The sequence below is a fragment of the Dehalobacter sp. MCB1 genome (assembly GCF_003590275.1).
GTDB lineage: Bacteria > Bacillota > Desulfitobacteriia > Desulfitobacteriales > Syntrophobotulaceae > Dehalobacter.
In genome coordinates this window covers 117,319-142,071 of the sequence record NZ_LXPC01000015.1, presented here as the reverse complement: position 1 = coordinate 142,071, position 24,753 = coordinate 117,319, and the positions used below count along the sequence as shown (strand labels likewise).

The 24,753-nt window shown below is 45.2% G+C and carries 23 protein-coding genes; 20 read left to right on the top strand and 3 right to left on the bottom strand.

What is annotated here, in order from left to right; genetic code table 11:
* Positions 1-2 precede the first annotated feature (2 nt).
* From A7K50_RS12080 to A7K50_RS12035, 10 genes are all read left to right on the top strand, one after another.
* On the top strand, positions 3-1,214 hold the full coding sequence (locus A7K50_RS12080) for an NADP-dependent isocitrate dehydrogenase (protein ID WP_020491024.1): 1,212 nt from the start codon (positions 3-5) through the stop codon (positions 1,212-1,214).
* Positions 1,215-1,477: 263 nt separating this feature from the next.
* A complete protein-coding gene (locus A7K50_RS12075; RefSeq protein WP_026156182.1) occupies positions 1,478-2,641 on the top strand; it encodes an isochorismate synthase in 1,164 nt (387 codons plus the stop codon).
* Positions 2,642-2,750: 109 nt separating this feature from the next.
* The gene (gene menD / locus A7K50_RS12070) at positions 2,751-4,481 is read left to right on the top strand and encodes a 2-succinyl-5-enolpyruvyl-6-hydroxy-3-cyclohexene-1-carboxylic-acid synthase (protein WP_020491022.1); all 1,731 of its coding nucleotides are present in this window, start codon (positions 2,751-2,753) and stop codon (positions 4,479-4,481) included.
* 15 nt (positions 4,482-4,496) lie between these two features.
* The gene (gene menH / locus A7K50_RS12065) at positions 4,497-5,294 is read left to right on the top strand and encodes a 2-succinyl-6-hydroxy-2,4-cyclohexadiene-1-carboxylate synthase (protein ID WP_020491021.1); all 798 of its coding nucleotides are present in this window, start codon (positions 4,497-4,499) and stop codon (positions 5,292-5,294) included.
* 97 nt (positions 5,295-5,391) lie between these two features.
* Positions 5,392-6,234 carry a 1,4-dihydroxy-2-naphthoyl-CoA synthase gene (gene menB, locus A7K50_RS12060; protein ID WP_020491020.1) on the top strand — a complete coding sequence of 281 codons (843 nt, stop codon included), beginning with the start codon at positions 5,392-5,394 and terminating at the stop codon, positions 6,232-6,234.
* A gap of 92 nt (positions 6,235-6,326) precedes the next feature.
* Positions 6,327-7,775 (top strand): o-succinylbenzoate--CoA ligase, encoded by a 1,449-nt coding sequence (gene menE, locus A7K50_RS12055; protein WP_020491019.1) that lies wholly within the window; start codon positions 6,327-6,329, stop codon positions 7,773-7,775.
* Positions 7,772-8,875 carry an o-succinylbenzoate synthase gene (gene menC, locus A7K50_RS12050; protein WP_020491018.1) on the top strand — a complete coding sequence of 368 codons (1,104 nt, stop codon included), beginning with the start codon at positions 7,772-7,774 and terminating at the stop codon, positions 8,873-8,875. The genes menE and menC overlap by 4 nt, the downstream gene beginning before the upstream one ends.
* A 29-nt stretch (positions 8,876-8,904) precedes the next feature.
* The gene (locus A7K50_RS12045) at positions 8,905-9,294 is read left to right on the top strand and encodes a PaaI family thioesterase (protein WP_020491017.1); all 390 of its coding nucleotides are present in this window, start codon (positions 8,905-8,907) and stop codon (positions 9,292-9,294) included.
* A gap of 246 nt (positions 9,295-9,540) precedes the next feature.
* Entirely contained in the window at positions 9,541-10,020 is a 480-nt protein-coding gene (locus A7K50_RS12040; protein ID WP_015043096.1) for a DUF6530 family protein, read from the top strand.
* A gap of 3 nt (positions 10,021-10,023) precedes the next feature.
* Positions 10,024-10,377 carry a GIY-YIG nuclease family protein gene (locus A7K50_RS12035; RefSeq protein WP_020491016.1) on the top strand — a complete coding sequence of 118 codons (354 nt, stop codon included), beginning with the start codon at positions 10,024-10,026 and terminating at the stop codon, positions 10,375-10,377.
* A gap of 52 nt (positions 10,378-10,429) precedes the next feature.
* Here A7K50_RS12035 and A7K50_RS12030 read toward each other — a convergent pair whose 3' ends face one another.
* Both A7K50_RS12030 and A7K50_RS12025 read right to left on the bottom strand, forming a co-directional pair.
* Positions 10,430-10,921, bottom strand: coding sequence for a hypothetical protein (locus A7K50_RS12030; RefSeq protein WP_083916688.1), 492 nt, complete (start codon positions 10,919-10,921; stop codon positions 10,430-10,432).
* Between the two features lie 198 nt (positions 10,922-11,119).
* Positions 11,120-11,620: a hypothetical protein gene (locus A7K50_RS12025; RefSeq protein ID WP_020491015.1), complete on the bottom strand. Its 501-nt coding sequence runs from the start codon at positions 11,618-11,620 to the stop codon at positions 11,120-11,122.
* A gap of 287 nt (positions 11,621-11,907) precedes the next feature.
* Between A7K50_RS12025 and nirJ1 the strand changes: the two genes are divergently transcribed.
* The 10 genes from nirJ1 to A7K50_RS11975 all read left to right on the top strand — a co-directional run bounded on the left by nirJ1 (position 11,908) and on the right by A7K50_RS11975 (position 23,096).
* Positions 11,908-13,098 (top strand): putative heme d1 biosynthesis radical SAM protein NirJ1, encoded by a 1,191-nt coding sequence (gene nirJ1, locus A7K50_RS12020; protein WP_026156181.1) that lies wholly within the window; start codon positions 11,908-11,910, stop codon positions 13,096-13,098.
* Between the two features lie 43 nt (positions 13,099-13,141).
* Complete coding sequence (gene nirJ2, locus A7K50_RS12015) at positions 13,142-14,143, top strand: putative heme d1 biosynthesis radical SAM protein NirJ2 (RefSeq protein WP_020491013.1); 1,002 nt, start codon at positions 13,142-13,144, stop codon at positions 14,141-14,143.
* Positions 14,144-15,136: an Lrp/AsnC family transcriptional regulator gene (locus tag A7K50_RS12010; RefSeq protein ID WP_020491012.1), complete on the top strand. Its 993-nt coding sequence runs from the start codon at positions 14,144-14,146 to the stop codon at positions 15,134-15,136. It abuts the gene before it with no gap.
* 188 nt (positions 15,137-15,324) lie between these two features.
* A complete protein-coding gene (locus A7K50_RS12005; protein ID WP_119776513.1) occupies positions 15,325-16,983 on the top strand; it encodes a spore germination protein in 1,659 nt (552 codons plus the stop codon).
* A complete protein-coding gene (locus A7K50_RS12000) occupies positions 16,980-18,077 on the top strand; it encodes an endospore germination permease (protein WP_348980875.1) in 1,098 nt (365 codons plus the stop codon). Before A7K50_RS12005 ends, A7K50_RS12000 begins: the two co-directional genes overlap by 4 nt.
* On the top strand, positions 18,074-19,243 hold the full coding sequence (locus A7K50_RS11995) for a Ger(x)C family spore germination protein (RefSeq protein WP_119776509.1): 1,170 nt from the start codon (positions 18,074-18,076) through the stop codon (positions 19,241-19,243). Before A7K50_RS12000 ends, A7K50_RS11995 begins: the two co-directional genes overlap by 4 nt.
* A gap of 186 nt (positions 19,244-19,429) precedes the next feature.
* A complete protein-coding gene (locus A7K50_RS11990; protein WP_119776507.1) occupies positions 19,430-20,458 on the top strand; it encodes a 3-deoxy-7-phosphoheptulonate synthase in 1,029 nt (342 codons plus the stop codon).
* 18 nt (positions 20,459-20,476) lie between these two features.
* Positions 20,477-21,121, top strand: coding sequence for a class II aldolase/adducin family protein (locus A7K50_RS11985; RefSeq protein ID WP_119776506.1), 645 nt, complete (start codon positions 20,477-20,479; stop codon positions 21,119-21,121).
* A 20-nt stretch (positions 21,122-21,141) separates the two neighbouring features.
* Positions 21,142-22,281, top strand: coding sequence for a GGDEF domain-containing protein (locus tag A7K50_RS11980; protein ID WP_119776504.1), 1,140 nt, complete (start codon positions 21,142-21,144; stop codon positions 22,279-22,281).
* Positions 22,282-22,313: 32 nt separating this feature from the next.
* A complete protein-coding gene (locus tag A7K50_RS11975) occupies positions 22,314-23,096 on the top strand; it encodes an inositol monophosphatase family protein (RefSeq protein ID WP_119776502.1) in 783 nt (260 codons plus the stop codon).
* Between the two features lie 28 nt (positions 23,097-23,124).
* Here the strand turns inward: A7K50_RS11975 and A7K50_RS11970 are convergent, their stop codons facing one another.
* Positions 23,125-24,681, bottom strand: coding sequence for an FAD-dependent oxidoreductase (locus tag A7K50_RS11970; protein WP_119776501.1), 1,557 nt, complete (start codon positions 24,679-24,681; stop codon positions 23,125-23,127).
* Between the last annotated feature and the right edge of the window lie 72 nt (positions 24,682-24,753).

The following is a 24,753-nucleotide window of genomic DNA, read 5'->3' as shown; positions in this document are numbered from 1 at the left end:
AAATGCAGAAAATCCAAATGAACGTCCCACTGGTAGAAATGGATGGTGATGAGATGACCAGAATCATCTGGAAAGCCATTAAAGAAATCCTGCTTCTGCCCTATATCGATTTAAAAACTGAGTATTACGATCTTGGCCTGGAATACCGGGATCAGACGAATGACCAGGTTACGATCGATGCCGCTATGGCCAACAAGAAATATGGCGTTGCCGTAAAGTGCGCTACCATTACGCCGAATGCCCAAAGAGTTGAAGAGTACAATCTGAAAGAAATGTGGAAGAGCCCGAATGGCACCATCAGGGCGATTCTGGATGGAACAGTTTTTCGGGCGCCGATTGTTGTGAAAGGCATAACGCCAATGGTTTCTTCCTGGAAGAAACCGATTACCATTGCTCGTCATGCTTATGGCGATGTTTACCGCAATGTCGAATACAAAGTCCCTGGCCCTGGAAAGGCGGAGCTTGTTTTCACCAGTGAAACCGGTGAAGTGAACCGTCAGACGATTTTCGACTTTGCTGGTAAAGGCGTTATTATGGGAATGCATAATGTCGACAAATCCATTGAGAGCTTTGCACGTTCTTGCTTTAACTATGCGCTTGATGTCAAGCAGGATCTATGGTTTGCAACCAAAGACACGATTTCCAAATTGTACGACCATACCTTCAAGGATATTTTTCAGGAAATCTTTGATGCGGAGTACAAGCAGAAATTTGCCGACGCGGGTATTGAGTATTTTTACACGCTAATTGACGATGCAGTGGCCCGTGTTATCCGTTCCGAGGGCGGATATATCTGGGCATGTAAAAACTATGACGGGGACGTGATGTCCGATATGGTCGCGACAGCTTTCGGCAGTCTGGCTATGATGACATCGGTTCTTGTATCTCCCGATGGCTGCTATGAATATGAGGCAGCACATGGCACAGTAACCCGCCACTATTATAAGCATCTCAAGGGTGAAGGAACCTCAACCAATGCGATGGCCACTCTATTTGCCTGGACCGGAGCATTAAGAAAACGCGGTGAAATCGACGGGCTGAAAGATCTGATCAAGTTTGCAGATCAGTTGGAAGCCGCTTCCCTGCAGACAATCGAAGCAGGGATCATGACCAAAGACCTGGCCCTGATTTCCGATCTCCCTGAAAAGACGGTTGTCAGCACGGACGGATTCCTGCTTGAAACCAAAAAGACCCTGGACAAAATCCGCGGGTAAATCTTACACATAATGGTGAGTAATTTAACTGAATGAAATGACTGGATGATTAAGCAGCCTTAGTCCGAGCTCCCAGCGGATTAGGCTGTTTATTATATCCAAAGAATTTCAGGAAGCATTCATGGGTTGTACATGGTTTTCGTAAAAAAATCTGCGGATTACGTGAAAAATTTTCCTCCTTTTGATAAAATAGTATATATATCACCGAAAATGTAGGATAATACTATAGGAAATTAATTTTGCACAAGCGGAGACGGAAAAAATTGAAGTATCTAAAAAAAGAAATGAAATTGGAAAATCCTCTAGCTTTTTGGACCCATTTTGACAAACAGGATCGTCTTTTCTTTTATAATCCCCTGACTGGTGAACTGATCATCGGGGCAATACGCTGGAAAACCTTTGCTGAAGGAGAAAGTTATCAGAATTACGACCTGGTGTTTTCTGCCAGAACCTTTTTTCAGTCGGTCCGTGATCCCAAATGGGCCGGACTTGGCAATGAAACCATTGCTTTCAAGTACTATTATGTTGAAAAGGACGGTAAGCAGCTTTTATACTATCCCGAGCAGGCGCCGATGGAAGAAATTTGTGGGTTAGAGGACAGGGAGACAAAATTTGTCCGCCATACCTATACGATCGCTGATGATGATTACCCGCAGTGGCAGGAATTATTCGCCAATGTCAAACAGGAAATATCCTTGAAAAACGTGGATAAAGTGGTCATTTCCAGAGAAGTGAAAATCAGTTGCACCACGACGGTTCATATTGAGAGCGTACTCAAGAGCCTCCGAGAAAAAAATCCGGACAGCTTTATTTTTGCGTATGCAAAGGAAGGACGGACTTTTCTGGGTGCTACGCCGGAAATTTTGGTACAGAAAGCGGACGATGAAATTATCAGTTATGCCCTTGCGGGCACAATTCCCCGTAATGCCATTGATGAGGGGACTCAAATGGAGATTTTGCTAAACGATCCTAAAAACCTGCATGAGCACCGAATTGTGCGGGATACCATAGCCGATGTCATGAAAAAATACTGCGCTGAGGTATGGATCGACGAGACAAGGGTTCTGACCCTGAAAAACCTTTATCATCTAAAAACCCGTCTTGGGGCAAAAGATCGCAGTCTTTTAACCGCCTGGGTCACCCGTCTGCATCCGACGCCGGCCCTTGGCGGCAATCCGGTCGGACCCGCCCTTGACATTATTGCCCGAGAGGAAAAACACGAGCGGGGGATGTATGCGGCCCCCCTGGGAATCATGGATCAGAACGGTAATGGCATCTTTGTGGCCGGTATCCGGTCGGCCCTTATTCAGGACAATAGGGTCTATGCGTATACGGGATGCGGTATCGTGGAAGGATCCGATTGTCTGGAGGAATACATCGAGACGAACGATAAATTAAGGACGATCCTGGAGGGCTTGGTACCCTGAACCCCATGTTCTTAAATCCAATCCTGGAATCTTATGATTCTAACTTCGGAAATCTTGTAAGCTTGGGATTCTGAAATATGTTGGGCATGAAGGTGAGGATAGTACGACGATGACCGATTTTTTTGCAGCAACGAATTACATAGCGGCCCTGGTGGATGAATTGTACCAGCTGGGCGTAAGGGAAGTTGTGATCAGCCCGGGATCGCGTTCTACCCCGCTGGCAATTTTATTCAGAGAACATCAATTTGAGATTTTTGTCAGTATAGACGAACGTTCCGCAGCCTTCTTTGCACTCGGGGCAGCCAAAGAAATGCAGAGACCCGTCGTGATGGTTTGTACATCAGGATCTGCTGCAGCACACTATTTGCCGGCCCTGGTAGAAGCCAAATATTCCAGAGTTCCGCTGATTGTTCTGACGGCCGACCGGCCGCCCGAACTGCGTCAGGCCGGAGCGCCCCAAACCATTGATCAAACCAGGATTTACGGAGAGTATGCGCGTTTTTTTGAGGAACTGGCATTACCCGAAGAAGATGAGCGGATGTACCGCTATGCCAGGGCAGTTATGCAAAGAGCTTACGGTAGCGTCATGACGGGAAGCTTTGGCGTGTCCCACGTGAATATCCCGCTGCGTGAACCATTGGTGCCGGATTTAAGCAAACTTGATTTTACGGCAGGCCGCCACAGACATGCCTTCAGACTTCATGGAGAACCTTTCAGTCCCAACAAGCCGTCTTCATATCCGCATTCTGCCGAGTTTTCGGAGATTTATCAGGAATTTAATGCAGCATTCAGCAACAAAAACGGAATCATTGTTTGCGGCGGTGACGCGTATGCCGACTATCATACAGAGGTACTGGCCCTGGCGGCGCGTTTGAAAGCGCCTGTACTTGCTGATCCGCTGTCCAATTTTCGCAGCTTCTCAAGCGAGATCATTTTGGATAGTTACCAGGCGTTCCTGAAAGAAGATGCGGTTAAGGACGAATTAAAACCTGAATATATCATCCAGTTTGGACAGACCCCGGTGTCGAAAAGCCTGCAGCAGTATTTAACCCGACATCAGGACGCATTATTTGTCCAGGCCGATGCAGTATTTGACTACCGTAACCCGGCACTTTCCACGAACCATTATGTACTGGCTTCACCTAAACTTTTTGCAGCATCGGTCAAAACCGAAAACAGCAGCCGGGAATATCTGGATAGGTGGCTCATTTACCAACAAAGAATGCGGGCGCAGCTAAGACAAGCCAGACAGGAAAAAGGACTGTTTGAAGGGACCTTGATTCAAAGGCTTCAAGATCTTCTGCCTCAAGAATCCAGGCTCTTTGCCGCCAACAGTATGGCCGTCCGCGATGTTGATGATTTTCTGGAGGCCCGCGCGCAAAACCTGAAGGTACTTGGAAACAGAGGCGCCAATGGAATCGACGGCATGGTTTCTACAGCCCTTGGTATAGCGGCGGCCGGTAAACCGACGGTGCTGCTGACCGGAGACATTGCGTTTTTCCATGATTTAAACGGGCTTCAGATTGCCAAGAATCACCCGTTGGATCTGACCATCCTATTGTTCAATAATAACGGCGGGGGGATCTTCCGGTACTTGCCCCAGTGCCGGGAAAAATATTTTGAAACGCTGTTCTTAACCCCCCCGGGCTTGGATTTTTCTGCGTTAACTGCTCTGTATGGCATCGCTTACTTTGAACCGAAAAATTATGAAGAATTTGAGTGCAGTTTCCAAGCCGCTCAGAACACGGAAGGCATCAAGCTTATTGAAGTAAAAATAGATCTGGAGTTAAGCAAAGAGCTGCATGACAAGTATACCCGGCTGCCATCAGAAAATGACTAAGGTGGATGATAGGAAATGAGGATCACCGCGAACGGTCTTAACATTCACCTTGAAGTACGGGGAACGGGGAAGCCGGTCGTTTGTTTGCACGGCTTTTCAGAGAACCTCGGTACCTGGGACGACATTGATCTGGCCGGCTTCCGGTTGATTCTGGTGGATCTGCCCGGACACGGCAGTACTGAAAAATCGTCTGCCCTTCAGCCGTACAGACTTCCCACGCTGCTGGAAACGCTGCATGATCTGACGCAGCAGTTAGAGCTGGTGCAGTACAGCGTGATGGGGTATTCCATGGGCGGACGGATTGCGCTGGCCTATGCTTTACAATATCCCTGGGAAATCGCTAAACTTATCATGGAAAGCGCTTCCTATGGGGAATGCGGTGAGCACAGCAGGGAGAAACGGCGCAGAGATGATGCCGTACTGGCCGAAGATATCCGGCAGAACGGGATCGAATGGTTTGAAAGCTATTGGTCGGGCTTGGAACTTTTCAAAACACAAGCCCGGCTTCCGGAGACAGTCCGAGCACAAATCAGGCAGCGCCGCCTGCAAAATGAACCATATGCGCTTGCCAATACACTGCTGGCGAGCGGTCAGGGAACGTTTCCTTGTCTGAAAGATCGGGTGGCCGAATTGACGATGCCCGTTCTCTTTATCAGCGGCAAACTTGACTCGAAATACCAGAAAATTGGCCGGGAGTTCAGTCATTTAAATGCCAGGATCATCCGGCAGACCATCTCCGGGGCCGGGCATAATACGCATCTGGAAGACCCGCAGACTTTTAGGGCAGTCGTCAGCGAGTTCCTAAACGCTTGATGCTTTAGATGAAAATATGGAAAGACGTAATAAGAATTCGGGAAAAAAGAATATGAACTTAGAGAAAAAGAATACGATATTTTAGGGAGGTTATTCAATGAGCACATTTTCGTGGGAAAAACTCAGCCGCAGCTATGAGGATATTATTTATGAGACATACAGCGGGATCGCCAAGATTACCATCAACCGCCCGGAAGTCCGCAATGCTTTCCGCCCCAAAACGATTATGGAACTGATGGATGCTTTTTTGATTGCCCGGGAGGATGAAAACATCGGGGTGATCATTTTAACCGGCGCTAATCACGGTCAGGGCCAGGAAAAAGAAGCATTCTGCTCTGGCGGTGACCAAAAGGTGCGTGGTCATGGCGGTTATGTCGGTGACGATCAGATTCCACGTCTAAATGTGCTGGATCTGCAGCGTTTAATCCGCATCATTCCTAAACCGGTGATCGCAATGGTCAATGGGTTTGCGATTGGTGGCGGCCATGTTCTGCATATTGTCTGTGATTTGACGATCGCGTCGGAGAACGCCAAATTCGGCCAGACTGGACCGAAGGTTGGTTCTTTTGACGCCGGTTACGGTGCAGGCTATCTGGCTCGCATCATCGGCCAGAAGAAAGCCCGCGAGATCTGGTATCTCTGCCGTCAATATACGGCTAAGGAAGCTCAGGAGATGGGACTCGTTAATACAGTCGTCCCGTTTGAGCAGCTTGAAGAGGAAACCGTGAAATGGGCGCAGGAAATCCTGCAGCATTCGCCGACGGCCCTTCGCTTCCTGAAAGCAGCTTTCAATGCAGATACAGACGGTCTCGCCGGACTGCAGCAGCTGGCCGGGGATGCAACGCTGTTGTTCTATACCACAGATGAAGCCAAAGAGGGCAGAGACGCTTTTAAAGAAAAACGCGAGCCCGATTTTAAAAAATTCCCGAAATTCCCGTGATCCGGCAGGATATTACGAAGACCTACCCCAAATAATGTAATACACGATCTGTATGGATGGGGTGAAGGATTTAATAGAGAGTATGGATTAAAATGAACTGGTTAAGAAAGCAAGCCCTTGAAAAACCTGATAAAAAATTTATCAATGACCTGACATTTCGGGACGTGTCCGAACGTGTGAGCTTACTTTCGGTAAGGCTTTTGCCGCATGTCAAAAAACAAAAAAGGGTAGCGCTCCTTTCGAATAATTCTGAACAAATGGTCTTGTTTTTTCTGGCTTTACAGCTGCTTCAAAAAGAAGTATTGATGCTGAATACACGCTTAACCGCGGAAGAAATCGGCATACAAGTGAAAACCCTGGATATTCAGCTGGTTTTGTCTCAAGATGGTCTGGCCACCGTGAATTTCAGCCAGTCATTTCCGGCCGAAGTGAAGACATTTTCAGATGTAGTTGGGGATGATGTTACGGATGATGTAAAGGCTGATGCTGCAGAACAAGATGATTCGGAAGCATGCAGCGAATTTGATCCGGCCGCGGATTATAACCCCGAACAAATTGCAGTCATTATGAATACGAGTGCCACGACTGGAGAATTTAAATCTGTTCCGCTGCGCTGGAAACAGTTTGCTGCCCATGTTAAGGCTTCTCAAAAAAGCCTCGGAGTCACGGAAGAAGATAACTGGCTGATGATTCTGCCGTTGTATCATATCAGCGCCTTAACGATTCTACTGCGCAGTTTATACAACGGGACAGCGGTAACGTTGCTGGAAAGCTTTCGGGAAGAAGAAACATTAAACCTGGTTCAGGAAGGACAAGTCAATATGCTGTCGGTTGTTCCGACCATGCTGAACAGAATCATTGACCGGATTGACAGGCATTGCTTGAGAGTGGTGCTTATAGGGGGGGAGTTCATACCCCGACCGTTGGTTGAAAAATGTATGGTCAGGCAGATCCCTATCTATAAAACGTACGGTATGACGGAAACCACCAGCCAATCGGCAACCTTTTCCGTTCTCCAATACCCGGATAAGCTTGATTCAGTTGGCTTTCCGCTGGACTCGGTGGAAATCCTGATCAAGAATCCAGGGCCTGACGGCAGCGGCGAAGTCCTGATTCAGAGTCCCATGGTTATGGATGGATATCTTGGCCGGGAAACAATCTCTGGATTTTTTCCTACGGAAGATATCGGTTATTTGGATCCGGATGGTTTCCTGTATATTCTCGACCGTCGCAAAAACATGATCATTTCAGGCGGGGAAAATATTTATCCGCGGGAAATCGAAAATATACTCTACGCGCACCCTGGGATCAAAGAATGCGCTGTCATCGGAAGAAAAGATCCTAAGTGGGGACAGGTACCTGTCTTATTTGCAGTATCTTTATTAAACGAAGAGGAGATCAGGGACTATCTGTCTCCAAGACTCGCCCGCTATAAACTTCCCAGCGAGATCATCTTTTTGGCTGAACTTCCCCGGAATGCCACAGGAAAGGTCCGTCACAAGGCACTAGAAGATATGCTGGCGGAGGGAGGAAGTCCATGATCATAAAAAAAGCAGAACTGTTCCTTTTGGACATGCCTTTAAAGTTTACCTTTAAAACATCTCAGACCAGTCTGGATCGCCGGGAAACGATCATTCTTAAAGTCACAGACGAATTCGGGAATACCGGCTATGGCGAAGTTGTCGCTTTCTCTGATCCTTTTTATACGCCGGAAACGCTTGCAGGTGCTAAACGCCTTTTGCTGGAAACTTATCTTCCGCAGCTGCTGCAGGAAGAAACTGTGCATCCTTTCGACATTCATGCCTGGCTGGATAAAGCTTACCCGATGACAGGTGCCGGGGTTGAAAATGCGTTGCTGGACTTGTACGCGAGGTGTCAGGATATCCCTGTCATGGCGGCTGTTTTTCAGGAGGAGACAAATACGCAGATTGAGGCGGGTATGGTTCTGGGAGATCTGGATAGCGCTGTCCTGTTAAAACAGATTGAACAGTACTTGCAGGAAGGTTACGTCCGTTTTAAAATAAAGATCAAACCGCAGGACGGTTTTGCCAAACTTGACATGATCAGAACTGCCTATCCCTATCTCAAACTGCTGGCGGATGCCAACAGAAGCTTTCGCTCCGAGCACATTCCCGAATTAATGAAAATTGACGGTCTTGGTTTGCTGTGTCTGGAGGAACCTTTGGCAGAAGCGGAACTGACGGACTACCAGAAACTTCAGGCAGAAATGCAGACGCCTGTCTGTCTGGATGAAAGCATTTTAAGTGTAGCTGATCTGGAGAAGGCAATCGAATTAAAAGCCTGCCGTGCTTTAAACATCAAGACCGGCAGGATTGGTGGCCTGTTTTATGTCAGGCAGATGATTGAGCTTTGCCGGAAGCATCATATCTACTTTTGGATCGGGAGTATGGTGGAAAGCGGAATTTCGAAAATACTGCATGTCCATTTGGCAAGTCTCAAGGATACCTATATTCCTGGAGACTTATCACCGTCCCGGCGTTATTTTCCTCAGGATATCATCCGGCCTGAGATCACGGTCCAAAATGGCAGGATTGAAGTACCCCAGGGTCCGGGGTTGGGAATTGCTGTCGATGAAAATGCCCTGGCTGATTATACCGTTGAGCATCACGTATTCGCTTAGCAGCGTGCGCGGGAAAGGAGGGCCACTTGATGGAGAACCAGAAATACCTGATGGATTACCTAAATATTGAATATATACAGTATAAGGACAATACGTTTGAAGCCAAGATGAATTTAACGGCTTTTCATAGCCAGCCTTATGGCATATTGCATGGCGGGGCAACCATTGCTTTGGGAGAATCGGCTGCAGGATATGCCTCCAACCAGCTGCTGGACAATAGTCAGGTTGCTGTGGGCCAAAATATTACGGCAAATCATATGAAAGCAAAAAACATAGAAGGCTATATCCTTGCGAAAGGCAGACTGCTGCATCAGGGAAAGACATCTCATGTCTGGTTGATTGAAATGCTTGATGAAAAGGATGAGTTGATTTCCGTAGTAACCGTGACAAATGCGGTTATCAATTACAATAGAGTGTAAAAGAAGGCTGTTAAAGCCTTCTTTTAAATAGTATGAGGGTAGATCTGTGTGCCGCAATACCACACTGGTCCAGTTATGGACGTTGAAATATTTGTGACCACTGTGCCTGTATGGCGTATTTTTTTGACAAAGATTGTATAATGTGATAATCTTCCTATTGTAATCTACTAATTTAGTAATTTAGTAGATGAGCTGATATAAAAGAAATAACAAAATAAAATTTTTGCTAAATTGGAGAGGTAACGTATGAAGATTCCGACGACGCTCAAACATAAACCTGTGATTGTATCGGAAGACTATGAACGGATTGACGGCAGAAATGCCTATGATTCTGACGCCAAAGGATTATCCCTGGGGCTGGCTCAGTGGAATGACAGGGGGAAGCTGGAGATATCCGCAAAGGTCTGGCGGTTCACCGGAGAAAAATGGTCGAGACAGTCCGAGGAGCTTCCACTTCACCGTGTGATCGATCTTGCGATCCTGATTTGCAGATCGACACTTCATTTCCGTGAGGCCTACCGATATGAAAAAATGTATGATCCTGAGAAACCCGTCATTGACAGGATAGGGTTGCAGGGAGATGCAATGACTGTAGCCGTGTGTACCGATAATCCGATGATTGAAGGAGACATCAAGCTGTTCAGGCAAGTACTCAGCAATGACGATGAATTAATTGGAGAACGTCTGAGTACGCTTTCCAAGCTGCTGAAGGAAATGGGGTATTAGACGATGACGGGTACATCCGATCGGAAAAGGGAGCTCCGCAATGAATATAAGGAACGGAAAACTTCCGGTGGAGTTTATATGATTACCAATAACAAAAACGGCAGATATGTTCTGCAAAGCGCTGTTAATGTCAGGCGTTTTCAGAACCGTTTTGATTTTTCCAAAGATACCGGTTCTTGTGTGCTGACAAAACTTCTGCAGGAATGGAATAAATATGGGGCCAAGGCGTTTAAGTTTGATATTCTGGAAGAAATTGAAATGAAAGATACCCAGACCATGAAGGAATTTGAAGAAGACCTTCAGCTTCTCGAAGAGATATGGGCGGAAAGGTTGGATCAGGAGCTGAGGATTCACTGAGGTATCCAATCCGGGTTCATAGGTAGCCAAGGAATGATAGTAAATGCTTTGATTAGGATGCATTCTTCTCATGGGCCTTTGTTTTTTTGATTATAGTTGGGTTTGCTAACATTACAATGGTCTGGGCAGAAACTAAACCATGAAGAAGATGATTCCAGATTGCTGAATAAAAGGTTTTCGTTAAACGAAATTTTTTTAAGTAACCGGCTTTTTGCCCACCTATAAGCGTGCCCAAAGAAAGCATGGAAATGACGGCTCCTTTTATTAAGTAATGATCTTTACCCGTTTTTTTAAGTGTATAAACTAAGGGAATTCCCCACAATGAGCCTATACCTAAATGTGCCAATTGACCTAATATGAAATTCTCACGTCTTTTTGTTCTATACGGAGCTACAAATAATCCACCTGCTATATGACCATATAACGTCTCGGTTTTTCCTGACTTAAAAATTAATAAATTAGATACATCCATAGCAATCGTCCCAATTAACCCCCCTAGAAGGCCAATTATGATTGTATCTTTGCTTTTGCCTATTTCTAGCATTTTAAGTACTCCTTTTTTATTTAGAATGCACTTATTCTTGACTTTTTAGAATGGTATTTTTTGCCGTCAAAATTTACCTCTTAAGAAAGTCTGCTTATTATCTAACTGTTGATGAAGTTCTAAAATATAAGCATAAAGCCTATGGCACAACGCCATAGGCTTAAGATTTGTCTTAATACAATTTTTTTGTGTGAGATTCTATTTATCCGTGTTGTCCTTGCTGTCGGTGCTGTCTTGGTCGTCTTGTATTTCCACAATTTGAGATTCAATTTGCTCGGGTACTGCAACAGACGATTCAGCCTGGTCCTTAGATACAATTTCTTCGTCTGCAGTATTAACGGTTTTTGCATCTACCATTGCGGGTTCAGCATGGATCACGGTTTCACTGTTGGAACATGACCGGAAGTATCCTGTAATTTTTTGATTGATAAGACCTGCACCATACAGAATTACAGCAATGCCGAGAATGCTAAGCGGCTGGAAGATTCCGGGGAGCAGCTGACCGGGAATTAATTCCTTGGCGACCATTTCATATGGATAACCTTGCGTGGTATACTGCGAAATAGTGTTGTTGAAATACAAAACATTATTGACTAAAAGTGCAACAGCGATAACAGCTATAAAAGCAGATGCAATATACATGAAAATAGAACTTCTGGGGAGCTTTTTTCTTGCCTGAGATTTTTTTTGTTGTTTCATAAAAGATATTTCTCCTTTTTTGCCTTTTAGGGCGTTAATTATTTTGTAGACCTATATTTATTTTGAAAATAAAGGTTTCTACTGATAATATAGACATTAATTCTTAAAATTATATTAGTGTAACTTACATTATCCATTTTTGATTTTATGCTGTATAATTGTACGAAGAGTTAAGCATCCTCATTGTCCCAAAAGCATTAATTATCAGAGAATTATCAAAGGGAAGATCCGTGGTACCTTTTATAAGTAAAGGTTTTATTTTAATTGAAACAGTTGGGGGAATAAACATGATTAGTGTTACGAAGCTGTTATTTGATACTGAATATTTTGGAGATTCCCTGCGCTATAGTAAGCATGCCCATGGGACCAGAAACGGAGCAACAGGTGATTCAGGACCGGTGGTTGTCTGGAATTCGACCCGAACCTGCAATTTGCAGTGCGTCCATTGCTACATGGACTCAGATTCGCAAAAATATAACGGAGAACTGACAACGGAAGAAGCCAAGCGTTTTATCGATGATTTAGCGGAATTTCACGTTCCTGTTTTGCTTTTTTCAGGTGGAGAGCCTTTGATGCGGCCAGATTTTTTCGAGCTTGCCGCCTATACGGCTCAGAAAGGAATCAGACCAACTTTATCTACGAACGGTACGTTGATAACACCGGAAGCTGCCCGGCGAATCAAAGAAATCGGCGTAGGTTATGTTGGGGTATCCCTTGACGGTCTGAGAGCCGTGAATGACAAGTTTAGGGGCAGAGAAGGGGCTTTTGCGGCTGCTATGAGAGGGATCCGGAACTGTGTGGAGGCGGGCCAGCGCGTTGGTCTTCGCTTTACGATTAACCGTCATAATTATGAGGAACTGGATCGTATCTTTGATTTTATTGAAGCAGAAAAAATTGACCGTGTTTGTTTTTATCATTTAGTATACTCTGGACGGGGTAAGCAAATGGTTACTGACGATATTACTCCCGAAGAGTCGAGACAGGCGCTCGATACTATTATCCGCAGAACAAGAGACTTTGAAAAACGCGGACTGCACAAGGAAATCCTGACAGTTGATAACCACGCCGATGGTGTTTATCTCTATTTGCGGGCTTTATGTGAAGATCCGGCCAGAGCGGGGAAAATAAAGACACTCATAGGCTGCAATGGCGGTAACCGTTCCGGGATTGCGTTCGGAGAGGTTGATCCTTCAGGGTATGTACATCCGGACCAGTTTACGCAGCATATCTCGTTTGGTAATGTCCGGGAAAGAAAATTTGGAGATATCTGGACTGACTTGAGCCAACCAGTGCTGGCAGGTTTGAAAGACCGTAAATCGCTTCTCAAAGGGCGATGCGCCGAGTGCCGATATTTGGATTTCTGTAACGGTAATTTCCGTACCAGGGCAGAGGCTGTGACAGGTGATTTTTGGGAATCTGATCCAGCCTGTTACTTGACTGACGAAGAGATTGGAAAAAAAACGACGATTAATAATTGAGGTTTATGCCTTGTTAACCTCGGACTAGGAAAGGAAGAAAAATATGATTGTCTCTTGGAATACGACAAATGCCTGCAACATGTATTGTGATCACTGTTACCGCGATTCCGGATGCCGAGCCGAGGAGGAACTCAACACGGCTGAGGCCAGGACACTGCTGGAACAAATCGCCAAAGCAGGGTTTAAGATAATGATTTTTAGCGGCGGTGAACCACTCATGCGCCCAGATATTGTTGAACTAGTCGCCTATGCCAAAGAGCTTGGGTTACGGCCTGTCTTCGGAACCAATGGTTCTTTGTTGACGGAAGATCTTGCCGCAAAGCTTAAAAAATCCGGCGCCATGGGGATGGGAATCTCCCTTGATTCAATGGATCCAAAAAAGCAGGATGATTTCCGCCGCTATCCCGGAGCCTGGAACCAGGCTGTGCAAGGTATGCGCAATTGCATGGCGGTGGGGCTTCCTTTCCAGGTGCATACAACAGTGATGGACTGGAATGCACATGAACTGGAAACACTTACGGATTTTGCGGTTCGGGAGGGAGCAGTGGCACATCATTTTTTCTTTCTGGTGCCGACAGGCCGGGCAGTGTCTATAGAAGAAGAGTCTTTAAGGGCGGAAGCTTACGAAGAAGTGCTGACCAGGATCATGAAGAAGCAGCAAACCGTTGATATTGAACTGAAACCAACCTGTGCACCGCAGTTTATGCGAATTGCCAAACAGATGGGGGTAAACACTCGGTTCAGCCGTGGCTGTCTGGCCGGAACAGCATATTGTATTATCAGCCCGAGGGGGCAGGTGCAGCCCTGTGCGTATTTGAATCTGCCTCTCGGTGATGTCCGGAAAACACCTTTTGATGAAATATGGCGCAGTAATTCGGTTTTGCAAGAACTGCGCACGCTGGCGTATAAAGGAGGGTGCGGTAGCTGCGGGTATAAAAAAGTCTGCGGAGGCTGCCGGGCTCGTGCTGCTTTTTATGAAAACGGTGACTACATGGCTGAAGAGCCCTGGTGTCTATACCACGGACGCAAGGGGGTCAGTTGCTAAATGGAGACAAAGGACCGGATTTTGCTGACCAGAATCCAGGCGGCCTTCCCGGTTGAGGAACGTCCTTATCAGGTTTTGGGAGAAATGCTGGGGCTAAACGAAGAAGAAACATGGCAGCGGGTTAACCAGTTCCGGCAGAAAGGAATGATCCGGCGGATAGGCGGCGTCTTTGATTCTCGCCGTTTAGGGTATTTCAGCACACTTTGCGCGGCAAAGGTCCCGGAAGAAAAAATATCTGTTCTTGCGGATTTTCTGCAGGAAGTTCCTGGGGTTACACATAATTATCTGCGGGATCATCGTTACAATATGTGGTTTACAGTCATATCCCGGTCACAGGACGGGTTGATGCAAATTTTGGAACAGGCAATACATATTTTGGGAAGTCCCGAAGTATACAGCCTTCCCGCTATCCGGTTGTTCAAGATAGGTGTGCTGTTTGACCTGGAAAAGAGTACAGGAAAGAAGCTGCCCATGGCGAATACCGGGTATTCGTCTCAGGAAGGACGGTCTGCTTTTCAGGTCGGGGAGGAGGATAAGGTTTTAATCCGGATTTTGCAGGGTGATTTGGCTCCGTCGCTTTGTCCTTTCTCTGAGACAGCTTCTAGATTGGGATGGTCAGAAGGAAGTATCCGGGCAAAAATTCAGGACTATAAGCGTGACGGGGTGCTACGACGTTTTGGCGCCATTCTGTACCACCGGAAGGCAGGATTTACTTCAAATGCGATGGGGGTATGGGTTGTTCCGGAAGCGCAGATTGAAGAAACCGGTCACATCATGGCCGCCTTTAAGGAAGTAAGCCATTGCTACCAACGACCTGAACTTCCGGATTGGCCGTATAATCTATTTACGATGATCCATGGGCATTCACCTTCGGAGTGTAGGAAAACAATGGAGAGAATTTCTAAGGTTACAGGCTTACAACAGTATGAGATGCTGTTCAGTCATGCTGAATTGAAAAAAACAAGCATGGAATATTTCAGGGAAGAAGAGTAAAATAACGGATTTTTGGCGAGGGCGCAGCAGGACTTAAGTTCTGTTGAGCCCTCGTTTCTTATGTTTTATTGATTTATCTGTTATTCGAAGATTGCCTGCTGGTATCTATCTTTGGATCAGAGTAAAAATCGTATTAATAGCCAAACTAATCAGGATAGAATACTTAAATTTGGACGGTAGATGCCAGGGTGTTTAACCAGCTTATCACTAAAATACTTAGTAAAAACATAGCGAAGGAAAAACCTCTGCTTGATGAACGGTCCCATACCGGCGAGCAGTTGTCAAGTAAGATTGGGGACAACCGGCAAGCCTTGAATAAAATTTTTGAAAAATGTTCCGATATTTCTTTCAGAGAATTCCAGCTGCATTTTACAAAAAAAATCAAAGCGTTTATTGTTTACTCAGAAAGCCTGTGTAAGCCCGAGATAATTAACGACGCCATTTTAAAGCCGATCATGCTAGAGGTTTCTGTAAGGGAAAAGGATTTCCAAACAAAAAAAGATCCCAGGAAGAACACAGAGATTAGTATGGATACGAGTCTCGGAACAAACACCGGTGACATACCCGACATTATCCTTCAGCATCTGCTGACGAATTACAAAGCTGATACGTTGTCTCTGGTCTCCGAAGCAGCAGACGCTGTGCTGGAGGACAATATCGTCCTGATTATAGACGGGTACCCGATTGGCATTAAAGCTTCTGTCCAGGGCTATAACATCAGACAGATCAATGAGCCGACGACCGAACCAAACATTCGCGGGCCTAGGGATGGTTTCGTGGAAAATATCGGAACAAACTTAAGTCTTTTGAGACGCAGGATCCGGACCAGCCGTCTGAAGGCCGAGAACATGACAGTGGGAACGTTGTCCAAAACAAAGGTAAATATTTGCTACATTCAGGGAGTAGCGAACGAAAAGGTTGTAGCTGAAGTTAAATCGCGTATTGAAGACATCACGATCGATAACGTTCTGGACAGCAGCTATATTGAAGAATTTATTTCCGATGAGCCAATCAGTCTGTTTCCACTTGTACAGTATACAGAACGGCCGGACAAGGCGGCAGCTTCGCTGTTTGAAGGCAGAATTGCCATTATCGTCGACAATTCACCCTCGGTATTAATTGTTCCGTGTACTTTTATAGCATTGATACAGGCCTCTGAGGATTATTATTACAGTGCGCTGTTTGGTTCTTTTGCACGAATAGGCCGTTTCATCGCAATCAATATCGCTTTACTAGTTCCTGCGATTACAGTTGCAGCGTTTTCTATCAATCAGACGCTTATTCCGATATCCCTTCTAAACACGGTAGCTGGAGCCAGGGAAAATCTGCCGCTGCCCATTTCTGTGGAAATATTTTTAATGGAACTGGTTTTTGAACTTCTGCGTGAGGCCGGTGTGCGATTGCCGAGAACTGTCGGCCAGGCAGTCAGTACGGTAGGAGGTTTGGTGATCGGGCAGGCCGCAGTCGATGCCGGGATTGTCAGTCCGACTTCAGTGGTAGTTGTCGGTCTGACAGCGATTGCTTCATTTACGTTCCCGGATTACAATGTCGGGACCAGTATTCGGATCATCCGTTTTGGCTTAATTATCATGGCTGGTGTTTTTGGAATTGTGGGAATTATCTTTGGGCTGATGATTCTGCTTACCCACCTTTGCAGTCTGCGTTCTTTTGGGGTACCGTATTTGTCGCCCATAGCGCCGCTGACATCGCGGGATCTGAAAGATACCGTTATCCGGGTGCCCTGGTGGGCGATGTTTACCCGACCCAGGTTCTTCGGAGACAAGAAACCTCTGCGCAGCGATGCTAATCAGTTGAAGGAGAAACTCAAGAGGGGGAATAAAAAATAGATAAGAAACGAATATCTGGTACGCAAACCGCGATGCTGCTGTTTATTGTGATGACCTCAACCGCAATCCTGTTTATTCCTGGATTAACTGCGACAACAGGCAAACAAAATGCCTGGCTGGTGAGCCTAGGGGCAGGGATATCTTCTTTTGGCGTATTGATCATTTCGGCCAAGCTGGCACAGCGGTTTCCGGGACTTACAATAGCAGAATATCTGCCGCTCATTGTAGGGAAAATCGGAGGCAAGGCGCTGGCTGTTTCCTATATCCTATTTTTTACTGTCCTGAATATCCTCGTTGTCAGGGAAACTTCGGAATTTCTAACCGTATCCGCTTTATTTGGAACGCCGGGTATTCCCATTAATTTGGTATTTGTACTTATTTGCTGGTATTCTGCGCAAAAAGGGATTGAAGTGATTGCGCGGATGAACCAGTTCATCCTGCCTCTATTTGTATTTGCTTATCTAATGGCCTGTATTTTGGCGATTCCGAAAGCAGATCCAAGCAGTCTGCTTCCTATTTTGGAAGACGGGATCAGTCCGGTGATGCAGAATATATGGATACCGGTTCAATGGTATGGCGAGATTGCCGTATTGCTGATGTTGATCCCTCTGATGAACAAACCTCAGGAAGCGCTGAAGAAGGCATCCTACGCGGTTATTAGCACAATGCTTTTGTTGACTTTCGGATCGCTGGCTGTACTGACTGTCTTAGGGGCGGATGTAGCCGATCAAATGATTTTCCCGATATGGTTTACTGTCAAAACAATTGAATACGGGAATTACATTCAACGTATAGAATTATTGGTATTGCCGTTATGGCTGACCGGGATCATGGTCAAATCCTCTTTGCTTTTTTATGTAACGATACTTGCAGCCAGACAGTCAGTCAGCAGAAAGCACCCCAAACTTATTGCCGCTTCAGTGATGGTCATCGTATTCTCAGGGGCAACGTTCCTTGTACCTAACACCATGGCGCTGCTGGAATTCCTGGCAAAATACTGGCCGTCCATATCTTTGTTATTTGAAGTTGTACTGCCATTACTGCTGCTTGCTATTACATTAATCAGAAAGAAAAAAGGAGGCTGCATGCAGTGATATCAAAAGCAAAAAGATATGCCCGGATGATTCTTTTGATGTTGAGTTTGCTTACCCTTTCAGGCTGTTGGAGCAGAAATGAGGTTGAGGATTTGGCTATGCTGACCGGCGGGGCAATCGATTACTCCTCAGAAAAAGGTCAGGAGAAGTATGTGGGTCAATGGTTAATCATTAGTCCACCAAGCTCCAGTAATTCAGACGGTGGTGCGTCTTCCAGCAAATCTGCAGATCTAGTGTATAAAGGGGAAGCTAAAACATTTATGGAAAGCATAACGGATTTAAATAAACAGCTGCCGCGTTTGCAGACCAGCAGCCATGTAATATTTACTATTTATGGGGAAAATTTGGCTAAGACCGCGACGGCCAAGGTGGCGGAAAACCTTCTGCGTTTTCCTGAAAGCAGACCCAACCAATTGTTATTTGTGACCAAAGGAAATGCTGGGTCTTTTCTTCAGGCCAAGCCGGTACTTGTATCGAATCTTTTTAAGCAGATAAAAAAACAGGAGGAGATTGCGCTTCGTACGGGGGTTTCAAGAGGGGTTACCCTTCTCGAATTTTGTCAATGGCTCCTTAGCCCTGACCGGGATCCGGTGCTGCCGCAGATTAAATGGAATAATGGGAATCAAAGCAATAGTCTACTTATTGAAGGCTTTGGCGTATTTCGAAGTGACAAACTTATTGGCTGGCTGGACAAGGATGAGTCTACAGGATACTTGTTTCTGACGCAAGATTTAAAAGACGGGATAATGCCATTTGAGTTTGGATATGGCTCACAGATGATCACTTACCACGTAGGGGCGTCCAAGCATAAAATTAAAGCAAAATGGGTGAATGGGAAACCAGTGTTTCGAATAACAATCCAAACGCTCGGAGCGATTCCTGAAACCGCTAATTTTCAAATCACTACAAAAGATGTCAGCAAAATAGAAGCAGCAGCCGCAGAAAGTGTTCGAGTGAAAGCGTTAAAGAGCATTTCGAAAGCTCGTGAATATGACTCGGATTTTTTGGGTTTAATGCAGCACTTGCACCGTTATGAGCCGTCAGCCTGGAAAGAAGTTGAGACTGACTGGCGGAAGGCCTTCCGGCAAGCGGAGATCGAAGTAGAAGTTCAGGCAAAGGTTGTAACGGAATGGGCCTTAACGCAATCCTTTGATCTCAAGGACTAGGAACATTCTAGCGTATTCAAAAGACCTCGAAGATCTCTATGCAAATTAATGGATGTAAAAAGGAGCAGAATGTACTATAATTCCTAATAGATAGTCAATATTATCACACTAGGATCGGTTCGATTCAGACTTATCCGATTTACCGGCATTCTCGGTGAATGATGATACAAGAGGAGATTATATAGAATGAATATGAAATTTATCAAAAAAATACCAACGGCCGAGGAAATTATTGAACAGATACCTTTACCTGAACATATAAAAAAAATAAAACAGGCCAGGGACGAGCAGATCAGCAATATTTTAGAAAACAAGGATAACCGGTTTATTCTGATCATCGGGCCATGTTCCGCAGATAATGAGGATTCGGTATGTGAATATATTGGAAAGCTCGCTGTAGTGCAGGAAAAAGTCAAGGAAAGAATATTGATTATTCCGCGGATCTATACCAACAAGCCCCGTACTACGGGTGAAGGCTATAAAGGGATGGTTCATCAGCCCGACCCGAGCAAAGATCCTGATTTATGCGAGGGGATTATCGCAATTCGTAAGCTCCATATCCGAGCCCTGTCGGAATTTCATATGCCGGCAGCTGATGAAATGCTTTATCCGGAAAACTACACGTATCTTCTCGATGTTTTAGGATACATTGCAGTTGGCGCGCGCTCTGTGGAGAACCAGCAGCACCGCTTAACCGTCAGCGGGGTATGTACACCGGTCGGCATGAAAAACCCGACGAGCGGAGACATAACAGTTATGCTGAATTCGATTTATGCCGCCCAACAAGGGCATCATTTTATCTATAACGGCTGGGAAATAGAAACATCCGGCAATCCGCTTGCCCATGCAATCCTAAGAGGCGCTGTAGATTCGTCCGGCAGAAATATTCCGAATTATCATTATGAAGATTTAATCTATGCCGCCTACGAATATGAAAAACTTCAACTGGCCAATCCAACAATCATTGTGGATACCAACCATGCCAATTCGATGAAGCGCTTCTATGAACAGCCTCGGATTGCCAGGGAAGTCCTTACGAGCAGAACCTATGATCCGCTGCTGAATAAAATGATCAAGGGACTAATGATTGAAAGCTATCTGGTAGAAGGCAGGCAGGAGATCGGAGAGAATATCTATGGAAAGTCCATTACCGATGCCTGTCTGGGATGGGAGAAAACGGAAGAATTAATTTATAAAATAGCTGAAAATGTTTAAGCTCGGGGGTCAAAGACCATGCTTTTGGAAGAACAAAGAAAACAGGTTATTGATATTGCCGGACAGGCCCTTCAGTCCGGGTTAATTATGCGGACCATGGGAAACTTCAGTATACGGGATCCTGAAACAGGCTATGTATGTATAACCCCAAGTGGAATGGATTATTCTGTGGTCAAACCGGAAGACATTATTGTGATGAATACGGAGCGGATCGTAATCGATGGCAGCCGAAAACCTTCGATCGAAAGCGGAATGCATTGTCTTGCCTACCAGAAAAGACCAGATGTATGCGGCGTTTGTCATACCCATTCTTGTTATGCTACAGCTTGGGCCTGTGTGGAGGAGCCTTTTCCGCTCGTACTGGCCGAAATGGCTGCGGTGCTGGGTGGAAAACTTGAAACAGCTCCTTTTTTCCCAATGGGTTCCGAGGAGCTGGCTGGGGCTACGATCCAGGCACTAGGCAAGCTAAATGCCGTATTGCTGAGCAATCATGGTCAGTTGACGGTAGGATCGACGCTTGATAAAGCCCTGGCCAATGCACAGCTTGTCGAAGAGGCTGCGAAGATTGCTTTTTGCGTAGTCAGTATTGGTAAGCCCAAATTGATTTCTCCTGTGCAGGCTAATTTGCTTCACCAGTGGATCACGGAAAATTATGGACAGTAGAGAGTAAAAGAGGGAAAACAATGAAGAAAAACCAAACTGGCAGGATCAACCGTTTTGGCGAATTTGCAGATAAAAAATTAGAGAAGGAGTACGAAGCGTCTGAGTTTATTATTCTATTTAAGTATCTCCGGCCAATCGTACTTTTTCTGGGAATCTTGTATTTCCTCTTTATTATTCCGGACTTCTTTTTTGTGAAGAACCTGAAAGCATTTCAATTGATATTTTTGGTAAGAACAACCTATTTGGTCCTGATAGGTATATTTTATTTCAGAATGAAATCCATAAAAAAGTATTCAACGTTGTGTTTCTGGGTTACGCTTTATGAAATAATGGCATCCGTTGTATTTATTTTTGTCTTCTGTCAATATGAATCTCCGGATTTCTTTATTCAAGCCTTTGGTATTATCGCGATTATTTTAGCGGTTTGTTTAGTCCCGAACCGTTGGATCAATATGATTATGGTCTCCGTATTTGCTGGGGTCACTTTTTTTGCTGCTTCGATCTATTTTTTGGAGCAAATGGAAGCTTCGGATTTTTCCGCAGTAATTTTTTATATCTTATTAGTTACGGCCCTGAGCAGCACCGCTTCATTTAGGACTCACCTTTTTAAAAGAATTCATTTCCTAAACGGCAGAGATCTGATTCAACTGTCCATTAGAGATCCTTTAACCGGGATCTATAACAGGCTGAAATTTGATGATGAGCTTGATAAATGGATCTCCTATGCGAAAAGATATTCTTGTGATCTTTCACTTATGATCTTCGACATTGACTATTTTAAGAAAATTAATGATTGCTTTGGACATTTAACTGGGGATAAGGTTCTGACGGAGGTTACGGACCTGGTCAAAGGAATGATAAGAGAAACAGATATCTTTGCCCGCTGGGGGGGAGAGGAATTCGTTATTCTGCTACCGAATACCAATAAGGGTGAGGCTGTAGAAATAACGGAAAGAATAAGAAAGAGAATATCAGACTATGATTTCACTTCCGGCCATCTAACCTGCAGTTTCGGAGTAGATTCTTGGCGCAAGGAAGAAGGCAGAGACAGTTTCGTGCAGCGTGTTGACACCCTATTGCTGAATGCCAAGGAGATGGGTAAAAACAATGTACAAAGCGACGATATCAGCTTGATGAAATCAATATTGCTCTCTGAATAAACACGGTCATTCGACCATTATAGGAGGCAGACATGTCGGACCTTGAAAATATTTTAAGTGATGTTAAAACCTGGGTCAGAGAAGTTGGTAATCTTCAGAAAAAAGATTTCCGTAAAAAAAATCTTTTTATTGAAACGAAGTCCACGGAAGTAGATTTGGTGACGGAGGTCGATAAGCTTTCGGAAAACTATTTTCTGAAAGCGATTCAAGCCAAATACCCCGCCCACAGCATTTTGTCCGAGGAATCCGGAGTTCATCAGAATAATGTTTCGGAGTATTTATGGATTATTGATCCGCTGGATGGAACGACGAATTACGCGCAGGGGCTGCCGGTCTTTGCAGTATCGGTTGCACTTCAATACAGGAAAGAAACGGTGCTAGGCGTTGTTTATATGCCGATGCTGGATCTGCTTTTTGAAGCAGTGCGTGGTCAGGGAGCCAGCTTAAACGGCAAAAAAATAACCGTTGCCGCTAAATCCAGGTTGAAGGAATGTTTGCTTTCGACCGGGTTCCCGTACGACCAGTCTGAAAATCCGGATAACAATACGAACTATTTCGTATACTTTGTACCCAGATCGAGAGGGATACGCAGAATCGGCTCCGCCGCCTATGACCTTGCCAATGTGGCCGCAGGTATTATTGATGGTTATTGGGAACTTAACTTAAGTCCCTGGGATGTTGCCGCAGGCATTCTGCTTGTCGAGGAAGCAGGCGGAAAAGTTGTGCTTCTGGAGAAAAAGAGAGGGATATCCCTGATTGCAGGGAATGAGAATATTGTTGGCCAGATCTTTAAGGGAATATCTTTGGTCGACTAGCAGAGATTTGCCGAGAGATATTTGGCTCTTAAAACTCCTGGCCAGACGATTGTTGTTCGCCTTCCTGAATGTGCTCTAATTTATTTTGCGCAGGACTGTCAATGATCTCACCCTCATAGGTAAAACGGGATCCATGGCAGGGACAGTCCCAGGATGTTTCAGCTGAATTCCACTGCAATTCACATCCGAGATGGGTGCAGGTTGTGTCGACAATATGCAGGGCCCCTTGCCGGTCACGATAGGCACCTGCTCGTTGGCCGTCATATTTAATGATTTTGCCTTCGCCTTTGAGGATTTCCGCTGTGCCCGGGATGGATGATAGTTTGCCAGAAAGCAGGTGTTTGGCAACATTCAGGTTTTCTTGGACGAAATTTTTAGCTGAGGCGATCGGTGTAAAGCGGGAAGGGGAATAAATATCCATCCAGGGGCTGTAGCCGTTCAGGATCAGATCCCGGAAAATAAGAGCGGCGGCCGTACCTGTGGTCATTCCCCATTTGCCAAACCCTGTGGCGACGTAGACATCAGGTGTATCGGATGTGAGATTACCGATATAAGGGATTTCATCCATCGTTGTATAATCCTGTGTGGACCACCAGTATGGGATATCCTCAACCTCAAAAAGCTGCCTGGCAAAATCTCTGAGTTTTAGGTAATGATTGCGGGTATCTTCTCCCTGACCTGTCTTGTGATGTTCGCCGCCAACAATTACCAGATTGTTTTTCTTGTCGTGTTGAGAACGTAGGGAACGGGTCGGGTCTTCAGCAGAAATATACATGCCTCCGGGATAATCTCCTTTGATTCTGACACCTAAAGCATAAGAACGTTCGGGATAGAGTCTCGTGAAAAATAAACCCATAGCCTCATAATAAGGGTAATGAGACGCAATAATCACCTTTGATGCAGCAATTCTTGGCCCGTTATCGGTGAGCACTAAACATGGGGTGCCTTGCTGAATGTCAACAGCTTTGGTTTGTTCAAAAATATGACTTCCCTTTCTAGGTATTTCCTTAGCGAGTGCGAGCAAATATTTTCGCGGATGAAACTGAGCCTGGTCATCAAAACGAACAGCGCCTTTAATCGGGAGCGGGAGAGGAATTTCCCGCAGGAAAGAAGCTTTGATGCCGAAATTCTCAGCGATTTTGGCTTCTTCCATGATTTCCGGAATATAGCGATCCTGCTGTGTAAAAATATAGGCATTTTGCCGTAAAAAATCACAGTCTATGTTGTTATCTTGGACAAGGCCGGCAATAAATTTTAGAGCAGTTTCATTGGCTTGTGCATACTGCAGGGCTTTTTCTTCCCCAAATTTTTTCTGCATTTTTGCATAGATTAAGGAATGCTGGGAAGTAATTTTGGCGGTCGTATGGCCCGTTGTACCCTGAAGAATTCGGTCAGCCTCAAGGACAGCAACCTTATAACCTTCCTTCTTTAAGAGAAAAGCCGAAGTAATCCCTACAATTCCACCGCCGATGATGGCAATGTCGGCTTCAATGTCCTCATTCAGGGCTGGATAATCTGTCCGAGGTGTCGAAGTTATCCAGTAAGACTGAGGCATCCTTTGAAAATCTATTGAATAATTTTTCATCGGTTTATCCTCCTGAAAGTGAATAATTTTTAAATCTTACAGTATTATCTTTAGCAGATGAAATAAAAATAT

Coding starts and splice junctions, on each gene's coding strand:
- menD (WP_020491022.1), top strand. CDS start 2,751: ATGACCGATTTTTTTGCAGCAACGAATTACATAGCGGCCCTGGTGGAT.
- A7K50_RS11990 (WP_119776507.1), top strand. CDS start 19,430: ATGAATATGAAATTTATCAAAAAAATACCAACGGCCGAGGAAATTATT.
- A7K50_RS11970 (WP_119776501.1), bottom strand. CDS start 24,681: ATGAAAAATTATTCAATAGATTTTCAAAGGATGCCTCAGTCTTACTGG.
- A7K50_RS12040 (WP_015043096.1), top strand. CDS start 9,541: ATGAAGATTCCGACGACGCTCAAACATAAACCTGTGATTGTATCGGAA.
- A7K50_RS11975 (WP_119776502.1), top strand. CDS start 22,314: ATGTCGGACCTTGAAAATATTTTAAGTGATGTTAAAACCTGGGTCAGA.
- menB (WP_020491020.1), top strand. CDS start 5,392: ATGAGCACATTTTCGTGGGAAAAACTCAGCCGCAGCTATGAGGATATT.
- menE (WP_020491019.1), top strand. CDS start 6,327: ATGAACTGGTTAAGAAAGCAAGCCCTTGAAAAACCTGATAAAAAATTT.
- A7K50_RS12010 (WP_020491012.1), top strand. CDS start 14,144: ATGGAGACAAAGGACCGGATTTTGCTGACCAGAATCCAGGCGGCCTTC.
- menH (WP_020491021.1), top strand. CDS start 4,497: ATGAGGATCACCGCGAACGGTCTTAACATTCACCTTGAAGTACGGGGA.
- nirJ2 (WP_020491013.1), top strand. CDS start 13,142: ATGATTGTCTCTTGGAATACGACAAATGCCTGCAACATGTATTGTGAT.
- A7K50_RS12025 (WP_020491015.1), bottom strand. CDS start 11,620: ATGAAACAACAAAAAAAATCTCAGGCAAGAAAAAAGCTCCCCAGAAGT.
- A7K50_RS12030 (WP_083916688.1), bottom strand. CDS start 10,921: ATGCTAGAAATAGGCAAAAGCAAAGATACAATCATAATTGGCCTTCTA.
- A7K50_RS11980 (WP_119776504.1), top strand. CDS start 21,142: ATGAAGAAAAACCAAACTGGCAGGATCAACCGTTTTGGCGAATTTGCA.
- A7K50_RS11985 (WP_119776506.1), top strand. CDS start 20,477: ATGCTTTTGGAAGAACAAAGAAAACAGGTTATTGATATTGCCGGACAG.
- A7K50_RS12045 (WP_020491017.1), top strand. CDS start 8,905: ATGGAGAACCAGAAATACCTGATGGATTACCTAAATATTGAATATATA.
- menC (WP_020491018.1), top strand. CDS start 7,772: ATGATCATAAAAAAAGCAGAACTGTTCCTTTTGGACATGCCTTTAAAG.
- A7K50_RS12080 (WP_020491024.1), top strand. CDS start 3: ATGCAGAAAATCCAAATGAACGTCCCACTGGTAGAAATGGATGGTGAT.
- nirJ1 (WP_026156181.1), top strand. CDS start 11,908: ATGATTAGTGTTACGAAGCTGTTATTTGATACTGAATATTTTGGAGAT.
- A7K50_RS12035 (WP_020491016.1), top strand. CDS start 10,024: ATGACGGGTACATCCGATCGGAAAAGGGAGCTCCGCAATGAATATAAG.